This is a genomic window from Lysinibacillus sp. FSL M8-0337 (assembly GCF_038593855.1).
Taxonomy (GTDB): Bacteria; Bacillota; Bacilli; order Bacillales_A; family Planococcaceae; genus Lysinibacillus; species Lysinibacillus sphaericus_D.
The window spans coordinates 1,950,151-1,972,863 of record NZ_CP151996.1; the positions used below are offsets into that span (position 1 = coordinate 1,950,151).

The window sequence follows — 22,713 nt, forward strand, 5'->3', positions numbered from 1 at the left end:
GAAAATAGGTTAACTAAAAGGGGGATTTTCGTTTGAAGAAGAGTAGTACTTACAATTATGTGTTAGCGGCATTCGGAGCGGCTATTATCGCAGTTCTTGCACAGGTAACGATTCCGCTACCATTGATTCCAATTACAGGACAAACTTTAGCAGTAGGCTTAGTTGTCACAATATTAGGTACAAAGCTTGGTACACTATCTGTACTGGTATATATTTTACTTGGCACAGCAGGAATACCTGTCTTTAGTGGTATGTCAGGAGGATATGGTATTATCATAGGACCAACTGGCGGATATATTGTAGGCTTCCTTGCAGCGGCTGTTTTAATGGGGATATACTTAGATAAATTTGGTATTACTTATGTACAAGCTATTATTGCCAACATTATCGGCATGGTAGTAACATTGGCATTCGGTACAGTGTGGTTGAAAATTGTTGGAGATTTAACATGGACTGCAGCCTTTATGGGAGGAGCCGCACCATTTATCATTGTAGGTATTCTAAAAGCAGTACTTGCTGCATGGCTTGGTGTTGTTGTACGTCGACGCTTAGTAAGTGCACATTTAATTGAAGCAGTAGCATAGGAGGTTAAAGGATGGCAACGCTTTGGACAGGTGGAACAATTTATACGATGGAACGAGCTGGTGAAACAGTTGAAGCTATTCTTGAAAAAGACGGCAAAATTGTGGCAGTAGGAACGGTGGATACGCTATTACCACAAGCAACAGCTGTCCAGCATTTGCAAGGGAACATTATGTACCCAGGGTTTGTCGATAGCCATTTACATATTATTGGCTATGGAGAGAAGTTAATGCATATAGATGTTTCAAACGTAACTAGTAAGGATGAGCTGCTCCAAATCATTGGTGCACGTATGGAAGGTGTTTCGGCAGAGCAATGGGTCGTTGCCATTGGTATGAATGAAACAGCATATACAGAGCCCATTTTTCCAACTTTGTCAGAGCTTGATGCACTTGGTGAAGCTCATTTGATTATTAAACGAAGCTGCCATCATTTAATTTTAGCTAATTCTAAAGCACTTGCATTTGCAGGGATTACCAATGAATTACCTTCTCCAGAAGGTGGCATTATTGAAAAAAAACACGGTCAATTAACAGGTGTTTTAAAAGATACAGCGTTGTACATGATTGTTAACCACATGCCTTATTATACACCTGCATATATAGAGGAAGCGCTTCAAAAGGCCATTGCATCTCTTCAATCCTATGGTTTAGTTGGAGGGCATTCAGAAGATTTAAGCTACTTCGGACCACCGAGTCAACCAATTCATGCTTTTCGTAAAATTGTGGATGCCCAAAAATCGTTTAAAGTGCATTTATTGCAGCACCATTCCGTTTTTGAGGAAGTTGCTCTGTTAAACGAACAATCAACGCCTTATGTGGAATTTGGTGCCATGAAAATATTCGTCGATGGTGCTTTCGGTGGTCATACTGCTGCGCTACGTGAGCCTTATTGTGATGATCCAGACAATTATGGCATACTTGTTCATTCAAGCGCGCAATTAGAGCAATATGTGCAACTTGCACGGCGCTATGGACAAACAGTAGCTGTGCACGCAATCGGGGATTTAGCCATTGAGACAATACTAGATGTTTTTGCGGCATATCCACCACTTGAAGGACAATTAGATCGTTTAATTCATTGTAGCCTAGTTGATGAAGCCATTTTAGACAAGTTGGCAACATTACCGGTAGCTGTAGATATGCAACCACAATTTGTGCAGGGCGAATATTTAGCTGAAATAGTAAAATTAGGTGAGAAACGTTCGCAAGGTTTACATCCACTAAAATCTCTTTTAGATAGAGGGCTGATTGTAGCAGGTGGTAGTGATGCACCCATTGAAGTGCCGAATCCGTTATACGGAATTTATGCTGCCGTGGCAAGACGTAATTTTGGAGAGAGTCATGAAGGCTTTGGTCCTCAGGAGAAAATTTCGCGCTTTGAAGCAGTGCGTTTGTATACAGTAGGGTCTGCTGAAATCATCGGTCAGGAGCATAAGCGAGGTAAGATAAAAGAAGGCTTTAGTGCTGATTTTACCGTGTTCGACGATGATATTTTTACAGTTGATATTGAACAAATCCCACATATTCAAGTGGCATATACAGTTGTCGATGGTCGTATCGTTTATAAACAGACAAAAAATCGTTGTGAGGCATAGCCACACAACGATTTTTTTAGTGTTTCTCCAAATCTTGGACACGTGTTGTCAGCTCATCCACTTGTTGTTGTAGTTTGTCTCGAGATGGAAGGACGGCAGTAGACTTTACATTTTTAATCATTTTTATCATAACGAAAAACATAGCAATAAAAATGAGAAGAATAAAAATAGTACTAATGATGTCACCAATATATAGTTGCAACTAGATTTCCCCTCCTAATTTATTTGCTATCTTTATTTACTGGATGGGCAAGTAAAAAGTTTCAATTTTTTATCGAGCATGGCATACAAATATGACAATTGCCTCAAGTAAGGGCGTAAATAAATGCCGCATATGTTTAAATGCGCTTACAAGTCGCATGAAAAGTATGGGTGCCATTACATACAGCCGTATTGGATAACATTTTCTATGTTGAGAGTAAATTGAATTACAATATCTATCATACGTTAGTAAGAAGAAATAACTTAAAACGGATGCAAATTGTCAAACAGGAAATGGGATAGTACGAAACTGGGGTGAGGGAATGCAAAAAGCACGTCAAATTATGCGACAAGCCATCTATAACATTTATACGTATCGCATCGACTATATACGGGTTTTCGTTATGATTCGTGTATGTCAGTTTTCACTAGTAATACCGGTGTCAACACTCGTTTTCAATGTAATGCTAAATGTAACGGGCTACACGCATATAACGGAACAAAATATACAAAGTTTTTTAATGCACCCCTTTGTCATAGCGATGATGTTCCTTTTAGTCATGGTTGTATTGCTCTTTATTTACTATGAGATGGGTTTTCTGTTTATTATGGCTTTTAATCAGCAACAGGGTACTCGTTATCGGTTTTTAACAATGTGGCAACAACTAAATCGTAAACTTCCTTATTTTTATAGCTTACAAGTTCTTTATTTAATCGTCTATATAGCTCTTTTATTGCCCTTAGCTTCATTTTTATTCCCTCTTTCGTTAACACAAGGGATAGCTATTCCACACTTTATGACAAATGAAATAATGGGTACACCTACAGGTAGAATACTGTATGCTGCTGTTGCTAGTATCTTAGTGATGGTTGGAATAAGGAGTATGTTGACATTACCTATTTTTACAATACAGCCAAAAATTTCACTAAGGCAATCATTTCTCCAAAGTTGGCGTTTTTCAAGACGGGGCTTGTTTAAACTACTTGTATTATTGGCAATGGTTTTAACGGTTCATTTATTACTTTTAATAGTTGTAACAGTAGTTGGTGCACTACCACTATTTTTCTTGGAACGATTTATGCCAAGCGCAGCGCTGTTAACAGCAGGATTTACTTTGGCATTTCTTGAAATGGCCTTTGTTGTACTATTTTGTTTGTTGCAAGCTATATTTTCACAAGTCATGGTTGCGATGACGTATGATGTTCGTGTATTTGCGCCGACAAGAAACGCTTTTAAAAACAAACGCTATTTCCCTTTGCCACTAGTGCTTTGTGTTATTTTTTCAATTTTAAGCATGATCAATATTTTTTCGTTAGAGAAAAGTTTGTACGCACCAGATACTAAAATTATTGCACATCGTGGTTATACAGCAGGCAATGTGGAAAATACAATTAGCGGGCTTGTTAGTGCAGCGAATGCAGGTGCAGACTTAATTGAACTAGATATTCAGCAAACGGTAGATGGAGAATTTGTGGTCTTTCATGATCGTACATTAAGGCGTCTAGCAGGGAAAAATGGTGTTATTGCCAATATGACGCTAAGTGAATTAAAAACCATTACGATTTATGAGAATGGGATGAGCGATAAAATTTCTTCATTGGATGATTTTATCGAAATTGCAAAGGCGCTAGATGTTACATTACTCATTGAATTAAAAGTACATGGGAAAGAAAGAGAAGACCTATTGCCTCGATTAGTAGAAAAGTTACGTGCCTATAAAGTGCTCGATACGTATTATGTACAGTCCTCAGATGCGCAATTGATGACACAACTTAAAAATATAACACCTCATTTGCGTGTAGGAATTGTTTATGCGCTTAATATTGGACCGTTGGATCATTTAACAGTTGATTTCATTGCGTTAGAAGCATCGTGGGTGGACGAGAGCTTAATCGCAGAACTCAATGCTCAACATTTAGATTTGTTTATCTGGACTTTAAATAAGGATCGTTCTTTACAGGAATTTATTGAGAAAAACGTTTCGGGCGTAATTACAGATCATCCAGATATAGCGTTAGAGATAAGAGCAAAACAAAGTGAACAGCAATACTTTTTACAGCGCGTACTAAATCGATTATCATTCATTTTTTAGCTTTAGTAAGTTGCAATTATTCTCTTTTGAAAAGTTTTTGAAAATAATATGGTAATAATGTAACCATTTTCTTTTACAATCGACTACTTCAATGAACTCGTGAAATGAAGGAGATGTATTTTTTATGAAAATGACAAAGGTCGTACCATTTGCAATGACAGCATTATTATTAGGGGGCGTTGCAATCGCTCCAACTGCATCAGCAAATGAAGGAGAAGCAGTTGTCACAAATACCCAACAGGATGAACAAACGCCACAAGTGCAGCCGGTTTTTATTAAAGTAGCTGGTACAATTGAAAGCGTGGAAGAACGTAATAATGCAACGTATTACACAACGAAAGAGGGCGAAAATACGAACGTCTTTGTCGTAAATAAGGACACACTTATTTTTGATAATACGGGGAAAGAAGTAAAGCTACAAAAAGGTGATAAAGTAACAGCATATACGTATGCAAATAAGCCAATGCTAATGATATATCCACCACAGTATAATCCAGAAGTTATTATCGTGGAAACAAAGGAAATGGGTAGTGTCACTGTTGACTTTTTCAATAAGGATTTAGTCAATACGGATAACAGTTTAAAATTAAATGTTGGCAAAGAAACGGTGATCCAAAGCCAATCAGCTAAAGAAGTCTCAGCTAAAGATTTAGCCGAACAACATTTACTTGTGTTCTATACAATTACAACAAGAAGTATTCCTGCACAAACACCGCCAACAAAAGTCATTGTATTAGACGCTACAGTGAAAGAACAAGGTGAAGAAACTGAGGAAGCTTCAGCGAATGCAGCCGTACAAGAAATTATTAAAGCAGATTTTTATGAAGTGGATGGTACAACAATGGTTCCTCTACGTTTAATTGCAGAAGAACTAGGCTTTAAAGTAGAATCAACAGGTACTGGCGCTATTGTTTCAAAAGGGGCGCTATCCTACACAATTACACGTGGTGAAAAAGCATATGGCTACAATAAAGCACTTCGTTACTTTGAAGTAGCACCTGCACTGTTAGAACCAACGAAAACATATGTACCTGTTGAATTTTTTGAAGAACTAATGCAATAACATGTCTCAACCCCCTCCAAAGTACAAAGGAGGGGTTTTTATTTTAGAATAAACTAAATATTCTAAATAGTTTTGGTGCCTGGCACATAAAGATTTGAAAAGGGGAATTAAATCGCTGATAAAACAGGATAAATTGCGGAGTAACTCAAAGTAATCGCGGATAAAATACCAAGAACTGCTAATAGGGTTGGAATTCATGTTCACGGCAGTATTTGCTGGCTACCGCGACCATCAAAAACATAAAAGGCACCAAGAGTTCAAAAACTTCTTGGTGCCTTTTGTATTTATGCATTCGGATAAATCATCGTAGCAGGGTCAACATATTCGTTGAACTGTTCTTCTGTTAATAAGCCAGAAGCAATTGCAGCTTCTTTTAAAGTAGTGCCTTCTTTATGTGCTTTCTTCGCAATTTTTGCCGCATTTTCATAGCCAATATAAGGGTTTAAGGCTGTTACAAGCATTAGAGAGTTTTGCAAGTTATGATCCAGTACCTCTTTGTTTGGTTCGATGCCAATAGCGCAGTGATCATTAAATGATTTCATCGTATCTGCTAGCAGGCGCGTGGATTGCAGGAAATTGTAAATAATAACAGGTTTAAAGACATTTAGTTCAAAATTCCCTTGTGAAGCGGCAAAGGCAATTGTTGCATCGTTCCCAACTACTTGCGTCACGACCATTGTCATCGCTTCACTTTGCGTTGGATTCACTTTACCTGGCATAATGGATGAGCCTGGTTCATTTTCTGGAATAGTAATTTCACCAATACCAGAGCGTGGACCACTTGCTAGCCAACGTACGTCATTGGCAATCTTCATTAAATCAGCAGCAAGTGCTTTTAATGCACCATGTGCTACAACCACTTCATCATGACTTGTTAAAGCATGGAATTTATTTGCTGCGGAAGTAAACTGTTTGCCCGTTAGTTCGCTAATTTCAGCTGCTACACGATCACCAAATTCAGGATGTGCATTGATACCAGTCCCGACAGCCGTACCGCCAATTGCAAGTTCTTTCATATAGTCCACATTATGTTTAATCATTTGCTCGGATTTACCTAACATAGCAGACCAGCCACTAATTTCTTGTCCCAATGTCAGCGGAGTAGCATCTTGTAAATGGGTACGTCCGATTTTAATAATATCTTTAAATTGCTCAGCTTTTTCATCCAACGTTGCCTTTAATAAACGAAGGCGAGGCAGTAGATAGTCTTCCACTTTTAACACGGCTGCAATATGCAACGCAGTCGGAAACGTATCGTTCGAGCTTTGAGATTTATTGACATCGTCATTTGGATGAATGCGGTCAGCTTCACCAGCATCTTGTAAAATTTGGTTTGCACGATGCGCAATCACCTCGTTGACATTCATATTCGATTGAGTGCCACTACCAGTTTGCCAGACAACAAGTGGGAATTGATCATCCCATTGACCATTTAAAATTTCATCTGCCGCTTGCACAATTGCATTCGATTTAATAGCCGAAAGCTTTCCTAATTTATTATTAGCGATTGCTGCACTTTTCTTTAAAATCGCCATTGCTTGAATCAGTTCAATCGGCATGTGTTCTGTGCCAATTTGAAAATTCTCTTTACTACGTTGGGTTTGCGCACCCCAAATTTTACTGGCAGGTACTTTAATCTCACCCATAGTGTCTTTTTCAATACGATAATCCATTTAGAACAGCTCCTTCAATTTATGTAACTAAAAAACGGATATTCTTAGTCTGATGTAAGAATATCCGTTTAATGCATGTTTATTTCAAAAAATAAGGGGGGATTCTGAAATAAACAGTTTAGAGAAGAAATAATCTATATGATAATGATAATTGTTATCAATTAAAAAGTCAATCTTTCTGCTTAATAAAAATACTGTTAATGAGAATAGTTCGCATTTTGTTCAAAAAATCAATTGTTATTGCGATAACCGTTATGTTGTTTTGTATACCCACACCATGTATGTTGATAAACATAAAAAAGGGAAGAACTATCTTTTCTTCTTCCCAAGATCTTTTGTTAAAGGTTGTTTTTTTGCTATTTTTTCAAAAAGCACATTGACATGAAACTGGCGCTCATTAATTTGAATAACGTCCACTACTTTTGCTTTTCGACCTTTAATTTGGATGTTTTCATCAACAGTTGGTATGTGAATTAATAGCTGATTCAAAACGGAAGTCTTATTTTCATAAAAATGAACAACATGCATTTTCGCAGTTCTCCTTATTTTGTATTTTAGTCAATTTATGAGTAACTGGCTGATTATAGAACAGCTGGTATAACAGGGGGAACAGCATGAAAATCCCATTGGAAAGCATAAAGTAAAGCCTCCTAAACGTTAACATTAGGAGGCTAATGGTGTTATCTATAGCGTTTTTTTGGAGAGCCGTTGTAACCATCTTTTTTGTTTCCAACTACTTACGATATAAAAAAGACTAGAAAGCGCTAATAAGCCACTCGATGCTTTGATAAGGAGGGCATATTGTAAATACATGCCAAAGAAAACTGCGCCTAATGCTAGTACACTGATGATAAAGGCATGCTTTTTTTGATTTTCATAGATTGCAAAGACAAAATCCCTTTGCTGCAAGGCATCTTTTTGAATTAACATTCGCTGGGGTGTCTCCACAAGGTCTTGCAGAGAATGGAATACTTTAAAAAATGGGAACGCATTAAGCCATTGTAAAACAGTTTTCCAATTAGTTGAGCTTCCTTGCTTGATCCAATCTGAAAATACAGGTTTAATAATGTCTAAAATTTCTTTCTCTGGAGTAATGGACAGCAACATACCTTCAATTGTCACAAACGAGCGCCCTAAAAAAATAAATCGTGTAGGAACTTGTATTGGAAGTAATTTTATCATGTCATTCATTTCTTTTTTGACAGCAAATACATCCATTTCCTTTACTTTGTTTAAATCTAATTGTAGTACTTCTCGTAGAAGATTTTCAATGACTTTTAAATCCGCTCCTGGTAGTAAAAATCCTAAATTTTTTAATGTTTCAGCCGCTTGAGCATAATTTTTTAATAAAATGGCCTGCATTAAAATTTGAAAATTGGCTGCATCTTTTCTTGATATTTCGCCAACCATACCATAATCAAGAAGGACAATCGTACCATCTTCCTTTACTAACACATTGCCAGCGTGCGGATCAGCATGAAATATCCCAGCCTCTAGCCATTGTGGTAAGAAAATGCGCAGTAAGCGCTCGGATAATGCTTCTTTATCAATTTGATGGGACGTTAAAAACGCGTTATCTGTGATTCTTGCACCATCTATCCACTCCATGACTAATACTTGAGAGGTGCTAAGTTCGGGATAGGCAGTAGGAATCTTAAGTTCATCAATCGATTCAAAGCGTTCGCGAAAATGTGTCATGGTTTCTAGTTCTTTATGGAAATCTAACTCTCTACTGATTACATATTTGACTTCATTAAAAAGCAATTTAAAATTAATAAAGCCTTTAGGTACTGGAGCAAAATATTGTGCAAACCACATAATAATAGCTAATGAACGAAAATCCGTTCGCATAATAGTTGGTATAGTAGGACGTTGAACTTTAATTGCTACATTCGTACCATCTTTTAACTTTCCGCGATAAACCTCACCAATGGATGCGGAAGCGACAGCTTTTGTCTCGATTGAAAGAAGTACATGGTCAACAGGACTTCCCCATTCTTTTTCCAAAACAAGTTGAATGTCTTCCCAAGGAGAGGGTGGGACTTGATCTACTAAATCCTGTATTTGCCTAATAAAACTTTTTGGTAGTAAATCCTCGCGAATACTTAAAAGTTGCCCGACTTTAATTAACACACCTTCGAGTTCAAATAGCGTTTGACGAAATTGTCGACCAAGCTTTTCCCAGAGCAATTCCCATTGTGTTTCCGATTTTTTTCGAATGCGAAACCAATAAACTTGCAGCAACATGGAAAAAGCGAAAGAAAGTATTTTCCACATACGATACCAACTTTTCCTTTTTTTCATGCGACATACCTCCGATTTTTTTATTTGAGTAAAAAGACAAATTTTATGTAAATATTTCCTACAAATTGAATAACTAAATCATACACCAATTGCCAATCTAATTGGATTTTTTAGCTGTATTTTATCTATAAATCTAATAAAAAAACAGATAATACTAAAGTTATCCTGTTTCTAAAATAGGGTCATTTATGTCTTAAAAAGCTTCTTCTAGAAAAAAGCTACTGATGAAAACGGAGGATTGAGTGTATGTTATGGACTGCATAACGCATTCTATTGTATAGATAGGAGTGGTGACATGAAAGATGTAAGCTACTTACAAATTGCAATAGAAACAGTCGTAACTTTTTTCGTACTTCTTGCCCTCACACGTTTTTTAGGGAAAAAACAATTAAGTCAACTTACTTTTTTCAATTATGTAACAGGAATCACAATTGGCTCGATTGCCGCCAATATGATTGTTTTAAGTACTAAAGATTACATGAAAGATTTAGTAAGCTTAATTATTTGGTGTTCGTTGACGACACTAATCGGCTATATCAGTTTGAAATCAGGAAAAATAAGAATGTTGCTTGACGGTCAGCCTACAATTGTTATAAAACATGGCAAAATCGATCGAAAAGCATTGAAGCGAACAGGTGTCAATATTGATGACTTAACGATGATGATTAGACAATACCAAGTTTTTTCAATTGATGAAATAGATTTTGCCATTCTAGAACCGAATGGTACGCTTAGTATTCTTAAGAAACCGCCATTTCAAGGTACCCAAAAAATAGATATAAATATCTCACCAGAAAATCCACCTTTTTTGCCAATTGAAATAATATCAGATGGAAAATTATTAAAAAGAAATTTATTGGAAGTAGGAAAAAATCGACAATGGTTAAAAGATGAACTGAAAAAGCTGTCTATCGAAAATATTGAAGAAGTATTCTATGCTGAAATTCAATCAAATGGGCAATTATTTATCCAAAAATATTAGGCCAGCACGTTAATTAAAATACGTTCTGGCTTTTTAACGGTTTCTGTACCCATGGAAATTCCCAAAACTGTCCCTTCTTAAACGCATGGTTCTATTATAAACTTCCAATATCATCGGTAAGGAGAAGTGATATGGATGGAAACTAAAATTCGTAAGGCAGAACGAACGTGTACAAATGAAGGGCAAATTAATAACTTTTTACAAGAAGCCCAAACAGCTTTTCTTGGTTTGGTTGATCATAGCATGCCATATGTCATTCCGCTTAATTTTGTATTCAAAGATGGGATTTTTTATATTCACGGGGCAAATGAAGGAAGAAAAATTACCATCTTACACACGAATTCAAATGCCTGTATAACCATAAGTGAACATTACGGAACAATTGCCGATCCGATTCCTGCTAATACAGATACAGCTTATATGAGCGTTATCGCAAACGGTATCATCGAAGTGGTAACAAATTTAGACGAAGCAACGGCAGCCATGCAAGTAATGCTAGATAAATATGTCCCAGCTTACTATCAAGCACCCTTATCCAAAGCGCATGTTGAAAAATACCAATCTTCTTTAGGCAGTAAAACGATTGTTCTAAAATTGAAACCAATAACAATGACTGCTAAAGCACATCATGATAATGGACAAATGAAGTTTTATCCTGGCAGATCCATTCAACAGGATATTTAAAATAGCAACATGACGCAAATCAATTGAAATAATAGTGGGTAATGTTTACACGGTGGCTGTTGGTAAACAATTTGAGAATTCGTACAAGCGTCCTTGTACTGAATAAGATAGCTATAGTAGCCTACCAATATTGTTAAAGGGAGCCTTTATGTAATCAAAGTAGTACCGCAGATAACTTCGTCTCTCTATTTTTGGGAGATGAAGTTTTTTAATATAAGAAATAATGAAAAGTAGGGGGAGGCTATATGGACATCATAACAAACAATAACGTATCAATGATAGAACTGCTAGTACTTGTAGTTTCTACGCTCTTAACCGCCATAAGCCAAGTGTTGAATGCCAAGCAAATATAGGAAGTAGCGCCTTTTCTTATTTAAATCGTTATAATGACATAATTTTATTATCTTTTTTAGTAATTTGTGCTGGATGACTGAAATATTTCTCGGGAAATATTGGGTGGATAGTTATTGTAAAAGCAAGTAGTGTTGTGCTTTCCGTGTATTTATTGCCAATAGGCATTCGGTATTGTTCGGTTTTAATAGGAATGATGAGTTTATGATTTGTTTCAATTTTCTAATTTTTATTTCTATTTAAGACTAGTCTGGTCATCTATTTCCCTACTTGGCACTATGCTGTTACGGCTAGCAGGTATTTTTTAGTTGTATTTGGAAAAGAAGACCGTTTCACAGTAGCTATTGGGAGTTATAATAGGAATAGGGAGGGAAAAAAGGATGTATTTAAAAGCATGCAAAGTTTTACAGGACAACATAGAGGCAAAACACCTATATCCTTTTAATATACCTAGTTTGCAGGATTTACAAGAGCTAACGTTTCCAACGAATGTGACGTTTTTCGTTGGGGAAAATGGTTCTGGAAAATCGACGTTACTAGAAGCTATTGCGGATTGCTGTGATTTTAATACAGCAGGTGGGGGACGTCAAAATACCTATGAAGTACATAAGGCGGAATCGGCATTAGGGGATTATATTCGCTTATCTTGGTGGCCCAAAGTGACGAATGGCTTTTTTCTAAGATCGGAGACGTTTTATCAATTTGCAAGTCATATTGATTTGTTAGAACATCCGAATAAGTATGCTGCATTTGGTGGCAAATCTCTACACCACCAATCACATGGCGAGTCCTTTTTATCGCTATTTATGAACCGTTTTAAAGGCAAGGCGATTTATTTATTGGACGAGCCTGAAGCGGCATTATCACCTACGAGACAACTTAGTCTTCTTAAAATCATGAAAGATTTAGAGCATGAAGCTCAGTTTATTATTGCTACCCATTCGCCCATTTTACTTGGTTATCCGAATGCGACCATTTACAGTTTTGATGATGGGGGAATTGAATCGATTCGATACGAAGACACTATACATTATATTGTAACGAAGCGATTTTTAAATGCACCAGACACTATTTTTGCAGAGCTATTTGATGAGGAGAGAGAATCATGAATCAACGAAAAGGTTTAGTAATGCGAGAAATACGACTTGATGAGATGGCACAGTCGATTGATTTACTAAATTATGTATTTCAAATGTCTATGTCCATCCATAAGGATCGTCGTTTCGTCAATGCCAAAAGTAAACAGTTTGATGAAGGACATGCATTTGGATGGTTTGACGGCTCCCAACTTGTATCACAAATATTAAATTTACCTTTTCAAGTAAATGTACATGGAAAATTTTATGAAATGGGTGGTATTACGGCTGTTGGTACGTATCCAGAATATTCTAGACACGGCTTGATGGAAAGCCTTATTTTGAAATGCCTTGAACAAATGCGTGAGGAAGGTCGCTATATTTCTTATTTATTTCCTTATTCGATTCCGTATTATCGTAAAAAGGGCTGGGAAATTATGAGCGATATTGTGGAGTTTCAAGTAAAAGATACACAACTCCCGCATTATGGTGGGCTAAACGGTAAAATTCGCAGAGTCGATCCAAAAGATGAGGATGTAGTCGCTATTTATGCACGCTATGCCAAAAAAACACATGGTGTTATGGTGCGTAATAGCATTGCGTGGAATGAAAAATTTCAAGAAGACTTTTGGGAAGAAAAGTTTATAGACAGTGATGTCAAACTACAAGCAGCAATCTATTACGATGACGAAGATGTGCCGCAGGGTTATATGTTCTATCGTATAATGGAAGAAAATTTTTATATTGATGAGATTGTTTATATGCAGGAAGAAGCTCGTAAAGGGTTATGGAATTTTGTCTCTGCCCATAGCTCAATGGTTTACAATGTATATGGGAAAACAACGGGCAATGAAGCAGTCGCTTTTTTACTAGAAGATAGTGAAATTATCCAAAAGGTATCCCCTTACTTTATGGCACGTATTGTGGATGTGAAGGAATTTCTATTGCGTTATCCATTTATAGGGAATGACTTCCAGCTACGTTTTGCAGTAACTGACCGGATTGTCGCTTGGAATAATGGTACCTTTGTTGTAACAGTAGAAAACGGAGAAGTATCTGTTGAGAAGGTGAGCGAACAATTATCCGAAAATGCTGTACAACTAACCGTACAGACGTTAGCAACGATGCTATTGGGCTATAAACGACCTAGCTATTTAGAAAAAATTGAACGCTTACAAGGTGAAGCAATTGAATTGGCACTTTTAGAAGCTGTTCTACCTGTAGGTATCCCGACATTTATAGATTATTTTTAAAAGAATTTGTGCAGGGAAAACCTGCGCAAATTCTTTTTTGCTTTAATGGAGTGCTTCTTTGTGAAAGAATATGGCATAATTAGTGAATGGAGGGGATGCACTGTATGCCAAAATGTATTGAATGTAAGAAGAAATGGACTTGGAAGCAGTCGATGCGTTCGATTGTAACATTTTCACGATTCATCAGTTGCCCTTATTGCGCAAAAAAACAAATGCTCACTTCAATGACTCGTATTTCTATTTTACTTTTGGTCTTTGTACCTTATATTACAATGCCCTATGTTATTGAGGATGAAGTGAAAAGTTCGGCTGTGGCAATAGGAATTGCTATTTATTTATTGACATTACTGATGATGATGCCGTTGTTAATGGATTTACGAGAAATACCAAAGCATTTACAAAAATACGCTCAAAAATGATACATAGTAAAAACGCGGGTTTTTGAAAGCCCGCGTTTTAATGTTGTTTGGAACGTAGCAACGGCCATGCTTGTGATAATAATTGAACGCCTTGTTTGATATCCTCGATTGACAACATACTAAATCCTAGCTGTAATATTGGTTCAGTGTTTGTCTGTTGCAGATAATACGGGCTAGTTGGGTACACTTTTACACCGCAATGCTCAGCAGCTTGGAGTAGCTGTTCTTCGGTTTGTTGTACATGCAACTTAATCAATACATAAAGACCTGAATGCTCCCCTAATATCGTCATATTGTGCCCGAAGTGCTTTTTAAGTTCTTCTACAAGACAGTTCATTTTATGTTTATAAATAACACGCATTCTTTTAATATGACGTGTCCACTCACCTTTTTCCATAAATGCCGCCATCGTTAATTGATGGAGAGAAGAGGCATTATGTTCAAAATGATCAAATTGTTCTTTGTAACGAAGGATAAGTGACTTAGGCAGTACCATATAGCTTAATCGAATACCTGGTAAAAAAGATTTTGAAAAAGTTCCCATATAAATAACGCGCGAATGGTCGATAGAGGCAAGTGCCGGAAATGGTTGCTGCGTATAACGAAATTCACTGTCATAATCGTCTTCGATAATGTAACCACGTACTCTCTTTGCCCATTGAATCATCAATTGGCGTTGTTGAATAGACATCGAAACACCGTAAGGAAAATGGTGGGAGGGCGTCACATACAAAAGCCGGGATTGCATTTGCGTTAATAGCTGAAGTTCAGCGCCATGCGCCAAAACAGGTAGTGCTTCCAGTTCAAAACCATTTAATGTAAATGATTGACGTGCGCCGACATAACCTGGGTTTTCAACAATTACACTTGCAAAATCCTGCTTCAAAATAAAACCAAGATACAATAACAGTTGCTGTGTACTGCTACCAACAATAATATCGTCCGCCTCACATTTCACCCCACGTGCTTGGAGTAAGTAGTGAACAAGCTGCTCTCTTAATAAAGGCTCACCAAAAGGATCGCCATACACAAAACTATCTGCTAACTGGAGTGCTCGATTGGCAAATTGTCGCCAAGTTTTTAGCGGAAAATGGGATTGATCAACAGCACCAGCCCGAAAATCAATTTTTATAGCTGGCAACACCTGCTGTATTTTTTCTGTCCTTCTTGTTTGTTCCTCTTCCTGTAAAAACACTTGTTCCAATACATTAACGAAATAGCCTTTACGACCTTCACCACGTATGTAGCCTTCCGCTACCAACTGCTCATAAGCAGTCAATGTTGTATTACGACTGACCTGTAACGTCTGTGCCAATCGTCGAATAGAAGGAAGGCAATCATTCGACTGTAAGATTCCTTGCTCAATTAAAGTCTTTAATTGCTGATAAATCTGCTTATACTTCGCCTCATTATTGCGTATAGGAAAAATAAAATCGTCCATATCAAAACCTCCATGACATCTAAAAAAATACAAAAACCTCACTTTTAAGATGTCAATTACTTATTTATTAGCGTACAGCAATCTTTGTAGAAAGGGAATGCCAATATGCATTTGATATATACTAGTTTGTAATTTTAAATAATGGTAAAATAATGAAAAAGTACAGTGGGAATAAATGGTGTATTTTGAAGCGTTGGAATACGCAGGTCAGTATTTCGTAGCGTCGATGATATCAGCAATCTACCAGCATCAAAACAAAAAAAGATTATGTCTATGGTGCTAATAGCAGATGGAAGGGAGGATTTTAATTGTTTGCTCAATGTATTCCTTTTAATGATAATGTGAGGGGTAGAATAGGTGGTAATCCTCCCAAATTGATTGAAGAACAAAAACCTGATGATTACAGGTTTTATGCAACTCTAATTCATCCAGAAAAGGAGGATGTTATGCTTTCAATTATTATTCATAACGATTTTGATACTTTATTGGAAAAAAACATATATCCTTCAATTGAAGTAAAGGTTATAGAGCATAACTACTCCGAAATTGGAAGCAATACAGATAAGCGTATTTTAGATTTAGGTATGAACTCCATAAGCGATTATTTGCAAAAACAAGCGAATAATTTTTTGTTTATTAAAGTTTTAGGAGAACCACGTCTTATTCAACCGAAAAGTTATTATTATAAAGAGTTGAAAAATAATAATTATTCCTTTTTTCTACAAATAGACGAAGAAGGCTATAGTGATAATATGGATTATGTGTTTATGTACGGTGCATTATATCTATATAAGCATAATGAAACAGGAGAGGTTATTGCTGGTTTCTAGCAATGCTCTTGAACAACCATGCTATTAACGTGTAAAATGCGCACCTGCTGGAACTTTATTCAAATCCGTTTGTGCATGACTTACTTACTTGATAATGCTGGAGGAGAGAAGTGTCGTGGAAAATAGCAATGGGCTTCATGATTTTGTTAACTATTTAGATGATGAAGATGTGTATTCTTCTTTAGAAAAATATTGGATGGATATGTTTTTTATGTGGTTGCATCAAGAGAATATTGAGGGAAGTGATTGGATATGTCCTTATTACAACACTACCTTCAGTAATGGAAAAAAAATGATGGATGGAAATCCGATATTTTCGGCAAAATCAAAAAAAGAGAATAAAATAATAAAAATTATCCAAGAAAGCTCTAATAATGATGATGTATTTTCTTATTGGATTAATGAAAATAGCAGCCCGAACGAGTTAGTAATAGTTTGTACATTGAACAATAATAACAATGAAAAGATAAAAAAAGTAATAATAAATTGGATTAAAGAAATATTTAAAGATACAAAACAGAAGTATTTAGAAGAAACAAACTAGATTCTATTTTTCCGATAAATAGAATTTTGGAGGTAAATAAAATATGAAAGATATGAATGAATTACAAAATAAATACCAGGCTTTATATGATTTTGATGGAGTTACTAAAGAGTCTTTAGATAAAATTGAACATGAACTCCAAATAAAGCTACCCAATGATTTTCGTGAAATATCTGGCTTTTACAGTGGAGGTATTGTTGGTGGAATAGATATCCATTCTTTTCAATTTTCTGAGCCAACTAATTTTATACGCGAAACTATAAGAATAAGAGAAGCTGTTGGTTTACCGAATAGATTCGTTGTTATTGCTGAACAAGCTGAAAGTATTATTGTTATGGATACTGAAAAAACACCATCAATCATTTGGCTAGATTCTGTAGAAATAAATAAATTAGAACAGCAAGACTTTATTTCCAAGCCAGATGTATGGGAAGATTTTTCTGACTTTTTTCATCAGATACTAGAAGATGAGGAAGAAGAACGTATATATTAAGGTGAAATAAAAATGGGGGGTAGAACTTCTGGCAAAAAATACAGGTTGTGCAGAAGACTTAGAGATTGCTGAAGATATTCATGACAGTCTTTTTTATAATATGAAAATACTAAGTTAGGAAAATATGGACGATTTTTATGAGTTAATATTTATGCAAAGATGGGATTAAAATATGCATCGCAATATCGCAATATTAATAAGATGGTTCGTGTTTACGGAATACTTTTTATACATAGGGAGGGTCAGAAGATTAAAATCTTCCCATCTTCCTGATAATTAAGAGATGATATGTGTCTAGCGATGTTTTTCACAACAATGATGTGAGGTAACTACATGAAAAAAAATCAAAACAATTAAGCTACTGTTTTTGCCTTTGTTAGTGGCATTTGTTACTACCTTGGTTAGTCAAGTTGTCGCGGGCAATTCCAAATTAGAATTACTCCACTTTACGATGTATGAAAATCTCATGCTATTTGTTTTGATTTTTTTAGGTATTTATCTATTTACGCTAATCATTACAGTGCCTATCAATCTTTATTTATTGAGTAAAATCAACAATAAAATACGGTACTTTATTTTATTCAATATCATAGGTGTGGCGATAGTAGGGTGTATTAACCTTTGGGTGTTGAAAATTGAAGGATTAACTTCTATGTTTTTGATTTTTCCACTGTTTGCAATTTTCTCATTGCTTATAGAATTTAAGTTAAAAAAGTGATAAAACATTACGTTTTGAACTTTAGGCTTGTTCAACAGCTTTGATTTATTTATTTTGAAAATATAATGAGGGAATGGGATACGAATGGAATAAAATCTTTTTTCAAAAACAAGAAATGCCAAAAGATTTATGGTTAATTACTAATAAAAAATTAAGTTTGACTATTATGAGGGTTTTAATGGTCATATTTTGAGTAGTGATTTTTTTACTTTGATGAATCAAGTAAATACTTTACAAAAGTATGTTACATAAAATCTACAAGTTGTTAATTCAAAGGGAAAATCTAAAGTAAAGAAACCCTATTATTTTATTAAGTACTATAATAGGGAAGATTTCGTTGATTACGAGAAGTCGGAATATACAAAAAGAAGTGTTCCAGAAAATAAAGTTGTTGACTTACATTATATTGTTGAAAAATATCAGAAAATTGTTCTACAAGAAAATGACAGAGACGTGTTTTGCTTGAATGACTTAAAATTAGCAAGATATCTATTTTGTTCAGAAAGGTTTAAGCAACTTTGTGAAGAAAAGCAAATGAAAGGAATTTAATTTATAGAATTGGCAGATGTACCTCAATATTTTTCTTTCTATAATCGATAATCAAGTTCCTTAGTAATCAAAAACTTACAATAATAAAAAAGACTAGGTCATTGTTATTTGGAGGAAATAAATGATTTTAAATTTTAAGTCTACACCCTTAATCACTAAAACAACAAGAAACATTGATGCGCCTGAAATCAATACTTATTTTCAAACTAATATACCTTCGAGACTAATTGAATTTTGGAAATCTTATAATGAAGTTTCTTTTGAAAACGGAATCAATATTTATGGTTTTGACATCGCAATCGAAAGAAACGGGTTGTATGAAGTAAGTACTTACGCACCGGAATATATTTTGATAGGAGATGATGGAGGAGGGCAAGGATTGTTTTTAAAAAAGAATAGCGACCTTAACGTGTTCTATCAAGATTTCGGTGCATTGTCGTTGCCTTTTTATACTTTAGATACCGATTTATTTAGATGGCTAGAAAATGATCCTTTAATAGAAGATGATTTTACTTTAGATGAACCTGATTTGATAGATAAGGTAAAAGTTTATGTAGTCAGAAAACCAAATGAAGCAAATAAATTTATAATGGAAATAAGAAAATTTTTTAATTTGAAACTTTCTATTAACGCTATAAGAGAAAAACTGAATAGTTTACCTTTTTTGGTTATCCAAGATATCACAATTATGAAGTATGGCAAAACAATTGAGATTTTAAATCAAAAATACAATTGTATAGAGGTTCGTAATTCAAAGAATGTTATTATAATTAGCCCAGAGAAAAATTAGTAAATATAGCGCAACTACAAAGAAATAAAAATATCACTGTACAAATAGAGATATTTAAAATTTTATGGTAAAATAAGGATAAATACTTGAGGCATATGTAAAGAAAACGCTAAAAAACGCTTTCATTACATATGTTTTTTATTTACAAAAAAGGTGTGTTCTTCATGCATATATATCGACTTGGAAATGACCATGATTTGAAAGATTTAACTTATTTGAATATGGATGATGTTCGGCTTTTTTCAACTTTTGAGGGGCAGAAAATTACTCTAGATTGGACAGAAGAGATTTTACAAATAAATATGTTAAAAAATGATGTAGAAATACATCAAATAGAAACGAGAGGATAGGCTTTTTATGAAACAACTAGAAAAATCAATATTAAAATTTATAGAGGCGTTGAATGAATATCCAAAAGAAGAATCCCCCGTTGAAAAAAACGGAGGAGTCCGTTATAGGTCAAAATTGGCAAAACTTGATGTAGATGAAAAAATTTATCTTTCTCCTGAATTAATATTATTTTATCAACAGTGTGAAATAATTTGTAATATACGTCCTGATGGCCATCACTTAGATTGTACAGATATTGACTTAGGGAATAGCCTCCTTTTTCTGTATGCCACAGATAAATTGGTTCGTAGACAAGAAGGATTTCGTTGGATTGGAACCGAAAAAAGGGAAAATCCAAATTGGAATCCAAATTGGCTTGTAGTTGCAGATAAGGATGATGATCCAATTGTAGTTGTCACAAACCAAGAAAATTCACCTGTTTTTGCAAGTTATGAAACGAGTGCCTTATTTCCAATCGCGGATTCTTTTTCTGTCTTTCTAGATGCTCTTTCGGTGACATTAGAAATAATACATGAAAAATTCAAAGGAGAAATAATGGATGAAGAAACTTTCGAAATCTACGATGATTTTGTTGAAATATTAAAGTCTTCTTTGATTAGTATTTTGAAAAAAGAGGAATACGCTGAAAATTTTATTGATTACTTATACGGTTAATAAATAATTTTTTTCCGTTTTGTAAATGGTAGAGGGATATCTGCCTCTTAAGATGCAATGGTTGTAACATCTTCATGCAAAGCAAAGATAATAGTGGACAGTAATAGGCTATTTGTAGAACTACTTTGAATAACAAGGCTTTGGAGGGAATCAGAATGGAAGCGATGATGTACATTGAACGATGGTGGGGAGAATATATTGGTGGAACAGATGATACTTGCACTTTAATTGATTATTTGGTTAACAGAGAATTTGAGATAGAAATCCCCGTAGAGATAGACGTTAAAAATTTGTTGCAAGACTTCCAACTGACTAATGTTCGGGAAATAAAAGACTTTCGTCAAACGAAGGACATTTACTTTAGTGACGATAACGGCCATCGTCAGGATATAGGTTGTGCAATCAATTTTATAATGGATGTTACGGCTATTATAGTGGAATGTCAAAAAAACGAAAAGGTTCGTCTTGTGGATTTGGATGGAGGTAGCTTGGACAAAAATGCTGTTATTTCTTTAAAAGTAGAAAAAGAAGAGCTGGCGCTGCTAAGGGGAATAGTAGAGGATTTTGTTCATCACCCTTTACGTTATGATTTGGCTGAGTTTTGTTCTGAAGATGATATGAGAGAAATTGCAAAACACTGCAAGGAAATTATAGCAGAACTGAACATGTAAACAGTGATTGAAAAAGCAAAGATAAGAATTTATGGAGGGCTGTGAAAATAGTACTGTGTGAACGAGTAAAATTATAATTTCAGGAGTGGTTTTACAATGAGTATTGGCTTGAAAGAGATATGGGATGGGGAAATCCCAGCAGATGAAATGGCTTTAGCGGAGCTATCTGATAAAATATGGGAAATTGGAGGACTGGACACGATTAAAGAGAAGGTTTCGCCAGAGTTATTTCAACTTCACATTGCCATCAATACGATTGGCAACTGGCAGTCGGATGGTTGGGACTATATCTTTGCGTATCAGTCTGAACTCGTACCGCATATTTCAGAGGTTTTGGCGAAATTTGGCTTGCTTCATTTGCAGCATGCTTTTGACGAAGTTTATGCGATTTTTCCAGATTTCATAACATTCGAGGATAATTCACTTTATTGTGACATGATTAACTTCCTGCACAATATGCGACACAAGGTAAGTGAAGAACGTTTGAATATGTATACACAAGAAGAGCGTCAAGCGATGGTGAAACAATATCAGGAAAAGATTCATCAATTGGATAAAATGACGGGGCCTCTATGGGGATATGGCAGCCCAATGGATGGTTGGGCCGTAATCTTTGAGAATTTAAAGGATTAGAATGGATAAAGCTTTCATAAACTCTAAGAAAGAAAAGTTTTTATATACAGCATTTTTCAAAAGAGCAAAGATTAAAGGATAGATTAATCATGTTATTCCTGGATTATGGCCTTCGTTTTGGAATACGTACTACATAATTGTGACAAGATATTTATCACTAAATCAGCCTTTTACCTCCTGTATGCCCTAACAGTAAGACATTTCTATATAAAATTGACGTTTGACAAAATGCTTGCTAATATATTAGATATCTAACATATTAGTGGGTGGTTTTTTGTCTTTATACGAACAGGTTAAGCGCATTAATGAAGCAGAATATACGATAAACCGTTTGATTTATAAACATTATAAGCAATATTTAAATAGCGGTATTACAACGCAACAAGCGGTTGTATTGGATATTGTATACTTATCTAAACGTATTACGGTCGGTGAAATTGCGATTGAAATGAATATTAGCTCTAGTGCAGTTAGCCAATTAATAGCGAAGTTGGAAAAGAATAATTATATTAAGCGAGAAATTAATCTACAAAATAGGCGTGAAGTATTTATAACATTAGCTGAAAATGGCTTTGAGTATTTTTCGAAGCAAGATTATGTAGAACAGCAAATTGCTGATAAAATTTATTGCAAACTTTCATCAGATGAGTTAGATGAATTAGAACGGATTGTTGTAAAACTAAAGGAGATTTCGATGAAGGAGTTATTATAAAACTTTCTTCATACCTAATGTGTTAGATATCTAATTTATTTAGGAGGTT

23 protein-coding genes are annotated in these 22,713 nt (G+C 35.2%); 18 read left to right on the top strand and 5 right to left on the bottom strand.

Annotated elements, in window-relative coordinates; all coding sequences use genetic code 11:
* The first annotated feature begins 32 nt into the window (after positions 1–32).
* Entirely contained in the window at positions 33–584 is a 552-nt protein-coding gene (locus MKY08_RS09105) for a biotin transporter BioY (protein ID WP_069508446.1), read from the top strand.
* An 11-nt stretch (positions 585–595) separates the two neighbouring features.
* Complete coding sequence (locus MKY08_RS09110) at positions 596–2,179, top strand: amidohydrolase (RefSeq protein ID WP_069508448.1); 1,584 nt, start codon at positions 596–598, stop codon at positions 2,177–2,179.
* A gap of 16 nt (positions 2,180–2,195) precedes the next feature.
* On the opposite strand, the gene MKY08_RS09115 is transcribed toward MKY08_RS09110, so the two are convergent.
* Positions 2,196–2,381, bottom strand: coding sequence for a hypothetical protein (locus MKY08_RS09115; protein WP_069508450.1), 186 nt, complete (start codon positions 2,379–2,381; stop codon positions 2,196–2,198).
* Between the two features lie 322 nt (positions 2,382–2,703).
* Here MKY08_RS09115 and MKY08_RS09120 point away from each other — a divergent pair, with 322 nt between their 5' ends.
* Positions 2,704–4,473, top strand: coding sequence for a glycerophosphodiester phosphodiesterase (locus MKY08_RS09120; protein ID WP_069508451.1), 1,770 nt, complete (start codon positions 2,704–2,706; stop codon positions 4,471–4,473).
* 124 nt (positions 4,474–4,597) lie between these two features.
* Positions 4,598–5,536: a stalk domain-containing protein gene (locus MKY08_RS09125; RefSeq protein WP_081327840.1), complete on the top strand. Its 939-nt coding sequence runs from the start codon at positions 4,598–4,600 to the stop codon at positions 5,534–5,536.
* Positions 5,537–5,820: 284 nt separating this feature from the next.
* Here the strand turns inward: MKY08_RS09125 and fumC are convergent, their stop codons facing one another.
* The 3 genes from fumC to MKY08_RS09140 all read right to left on the bottom strand — a co-directional run bounded on the left by fumC (position 5,821) and on the right by MKY08_RS09140 (position 9,513).
* The gene (gene fumC, locus MKY08_RS09130; RefSeq protein ID WP_069508453.1) at positions 5,821–7,209 is read right to left on the bottom strand and encodes a class II fumarate hydratase; all 1,389 of its coding nucleotides are present in this window, start codon (positions 7,207–7,209) and stop codon (positions 5,821–5,823) included.
* Positions 7,210–7,518: 309 nt separating this feature from the next.
* Entirely contained in the window at positions 7,519–7,737 is a 219-nt protein-coding gene (locus MKY08_RS09135; RefSeq protein WP_069508455.1) for a hypothetical protein, read from the bottom strand.
* Between the two features lie 156 nt (positions 7,738–7,893).
* Positions 7,894–9,513: an AarF/UbiB family protein gene (locus MKY08_RS09140; protein WP_069508456.1), complete on the bottom strand. Its 1,620-nt coding sequence runs from the start codon at positions 9,511–9,513 to the stop codon at positions 7,894–7,896.
* A gap of 295 nt (positions 9,514–9,808) precedes the next feature.
* On the opposite strand from MKY08_RS09140, the gene MKY08_RS09145 reads away from it, so the two are divergent.
* The 5 genes from MKY08_RS09145 to MKY08_RS09165 all read left to right on the top strand — a co-directional run bounded on the left by MKY08_RS09145 (position 9,809) and on the right by MKY08_RS09165 (position 14,278).
* Positions 9,809–10,495, top strand: coding sequence for a DUF421 domain-containing protein (locus tag MKY08_RS09145; RefSeq protein ID WP_069508457.1), 687 nt, complete (start codon positions 9,809–9,811; stop codon positions 10,493–10,495).
* Between the two features lie 135 nt (positions 10,496–10,630).
* A complete protein-coding gene (locus MKY08_RS09150; RefSeq protein WP_069508459.1) occupies positions 10,631–11,179 on the top strand; it encodes a pyridoxamine 5'-phosphate oxidase family protein in 549 nt (182 codons plus the stop codon).
* 731 nt (positions 11,180–11,910) lie between these two features.
* Positions 11,911–12,639, top strand: a complete 729-nt coding sequence (locus MKY08_RS09155) for an AAA family ATPase (RefSeq protein ID WP_069508464.1) — start codon at positions 11,911–11,913, stop codon at positions 12,637–12,639.
* Positions 12,636–13,859 (top strand): GNAT family N-acetyltransferase, encoded by a 1,224-nt coding sequence (locus tag MKY08_RS09160; RefSeq protein ID WP_069508467.1) that lies wholly within the window; start codon positions 12,636–12,638, stop codon positions 13,857–13,859. Before MKY08_RS09155 ends, MKY08_RS09160 begins: the two co-directional genes overlap by 4 nt.
* A gap of 104 nt (positions 13,860–13,963) precedes the next feature.
* A complete protein-coding gene (locus MKY08_RS09165) occupies positions 13,964–14,278 on the top strand; it encodes a TIGR04104 family putative zinc finger protein (protein WP_069508477.1) in 315 nt (104 codons plus the stop codon).
* Positions 14,279–14,315: 37 nt separating this feature from the next.
* On the opposite strand, the gene MKY08_RS09170 is transcribed toward MKY08_RS09165, so the two are convergent.
* Positions 14,316–15,719, bottom strand: a complete 1,404-nt coding sequence (locus tag MKY08_RS09170; protein ID WP_069508484.1) for a PLP-dependent aminotransferase family protein — start codon at positions 15,717–15,719, stop codon at positions 14,316–14,318.
* 308 nt (positions 15,720–16,027) lie between these two features.
* Between MKY08_RS09170 and MKY08_RS09175 the strand changes: the two genes are divergently transcribed.
* From MKY08_RS09175 to MKY08_RS09215, 9 genes are all read left to right on the top strand, one after another.
* Positions 16,028–16,549 (top strand): hypothetical protein, encoded by a 522-nt coding sequence (locus tag MKY08_RS09175; RefSeq protein WP_069508486.1) that lies wholly within the window; start codon positions 16,028–16,030, stop codon positions 16,547–16,549.
* Positions 16,550–16,664: 115 nt separating this feature from the next.
* Complete coding sequence (locus MKY08_RS09180) at positions 16,665–17,093, top strand: hypothetical protein (protein WP_218107207.1); 429 nt, start codon at positions 16,665–16,667, stop codon at positions 17,091–17,093.
* Positions 17,094–17,136: 43 nt separating this feature from the next.
* Positions 17,137–17,586 (top strand): SMI1/KNR4 family protein, encoded by a 450-nt coding sequence (locus tag MKY08_RS09185; RefSeq protein WP_069508488.1) that lies wholly within the window; start codon positions 17,137–17,139, stop codon positions 17,584–17,586.
* Between the two features lie 1,388 nt (positions 17,587–18,974).
* Positions 18,975–19,643, top strand: a complete 669-nt coding sequence (locus MKY08_RS09190) for a hypothetical protein (protein ID WP_342534908.1) — start codon at positions 18,975–18,977, stop codon at positions 19,641–19,643.
* Positions 19,644–19,807: 164 nt separating this feature from the next.
* Positions 19,808–19,993 carry a hypothetical protein gene (locus MKY08_RS09195; RefSeq protein WP_069512181.1) on the top strand — a complete coding sequence of 62 codons (186 nt, stop codon included), beginning with the start codon at positions 19,808–19,810 and terminating at the stop codon, positions 19,991–19,993.
* A gap of 7 nt (positions 19,994–20,000) precedes the next feature.
* Complete coding sequence (locus MKY08_RS09200; protein ID WP_069512179.1) at positions 20,001–20,648, top strand: hypothetical protein; 648 nt, start codon at positions 20,001–20,003, stop codon at positions 20,646–20,648.
* Between the two features lie 155 nt (positions 20,649–20,803).
* A complete protein-coding gene (locus MKY08_RS09205) occupies positions 20,804–21,319 on the top strand; it encodes an imm68 putative immunity domain-containing protein (RefSeq protein WP_069512177.1) in 516 nt (171 codons plus the stop codon).
* Positions 21,320–21,415: 96 nt separating this feature from the next.
* Complete coding sequence (locus MKY08_RS09210) at positions 21,416–21,952, top strand: hypothetical protein (RefSeq protein WP_069512175.1); 537 nt, start codon at positions 21,416–21,418, stop codon at positions 21,950–21,952.
* 274 nt (positions 21,953–22,226) lie between these two features.
* Positions 22,227–22,664, top strand: coding sequence for a MarR family transcriptional regulator (locus MKY08_RS09215; protein WP_069512173.1), 438 nt, complete (start codon positions 22,227–22,229; stop codon positions 22,662–22,664).
* The last annotated feature ends 49 nt before the right edge of the window (positions 22,665–22,713 follow it).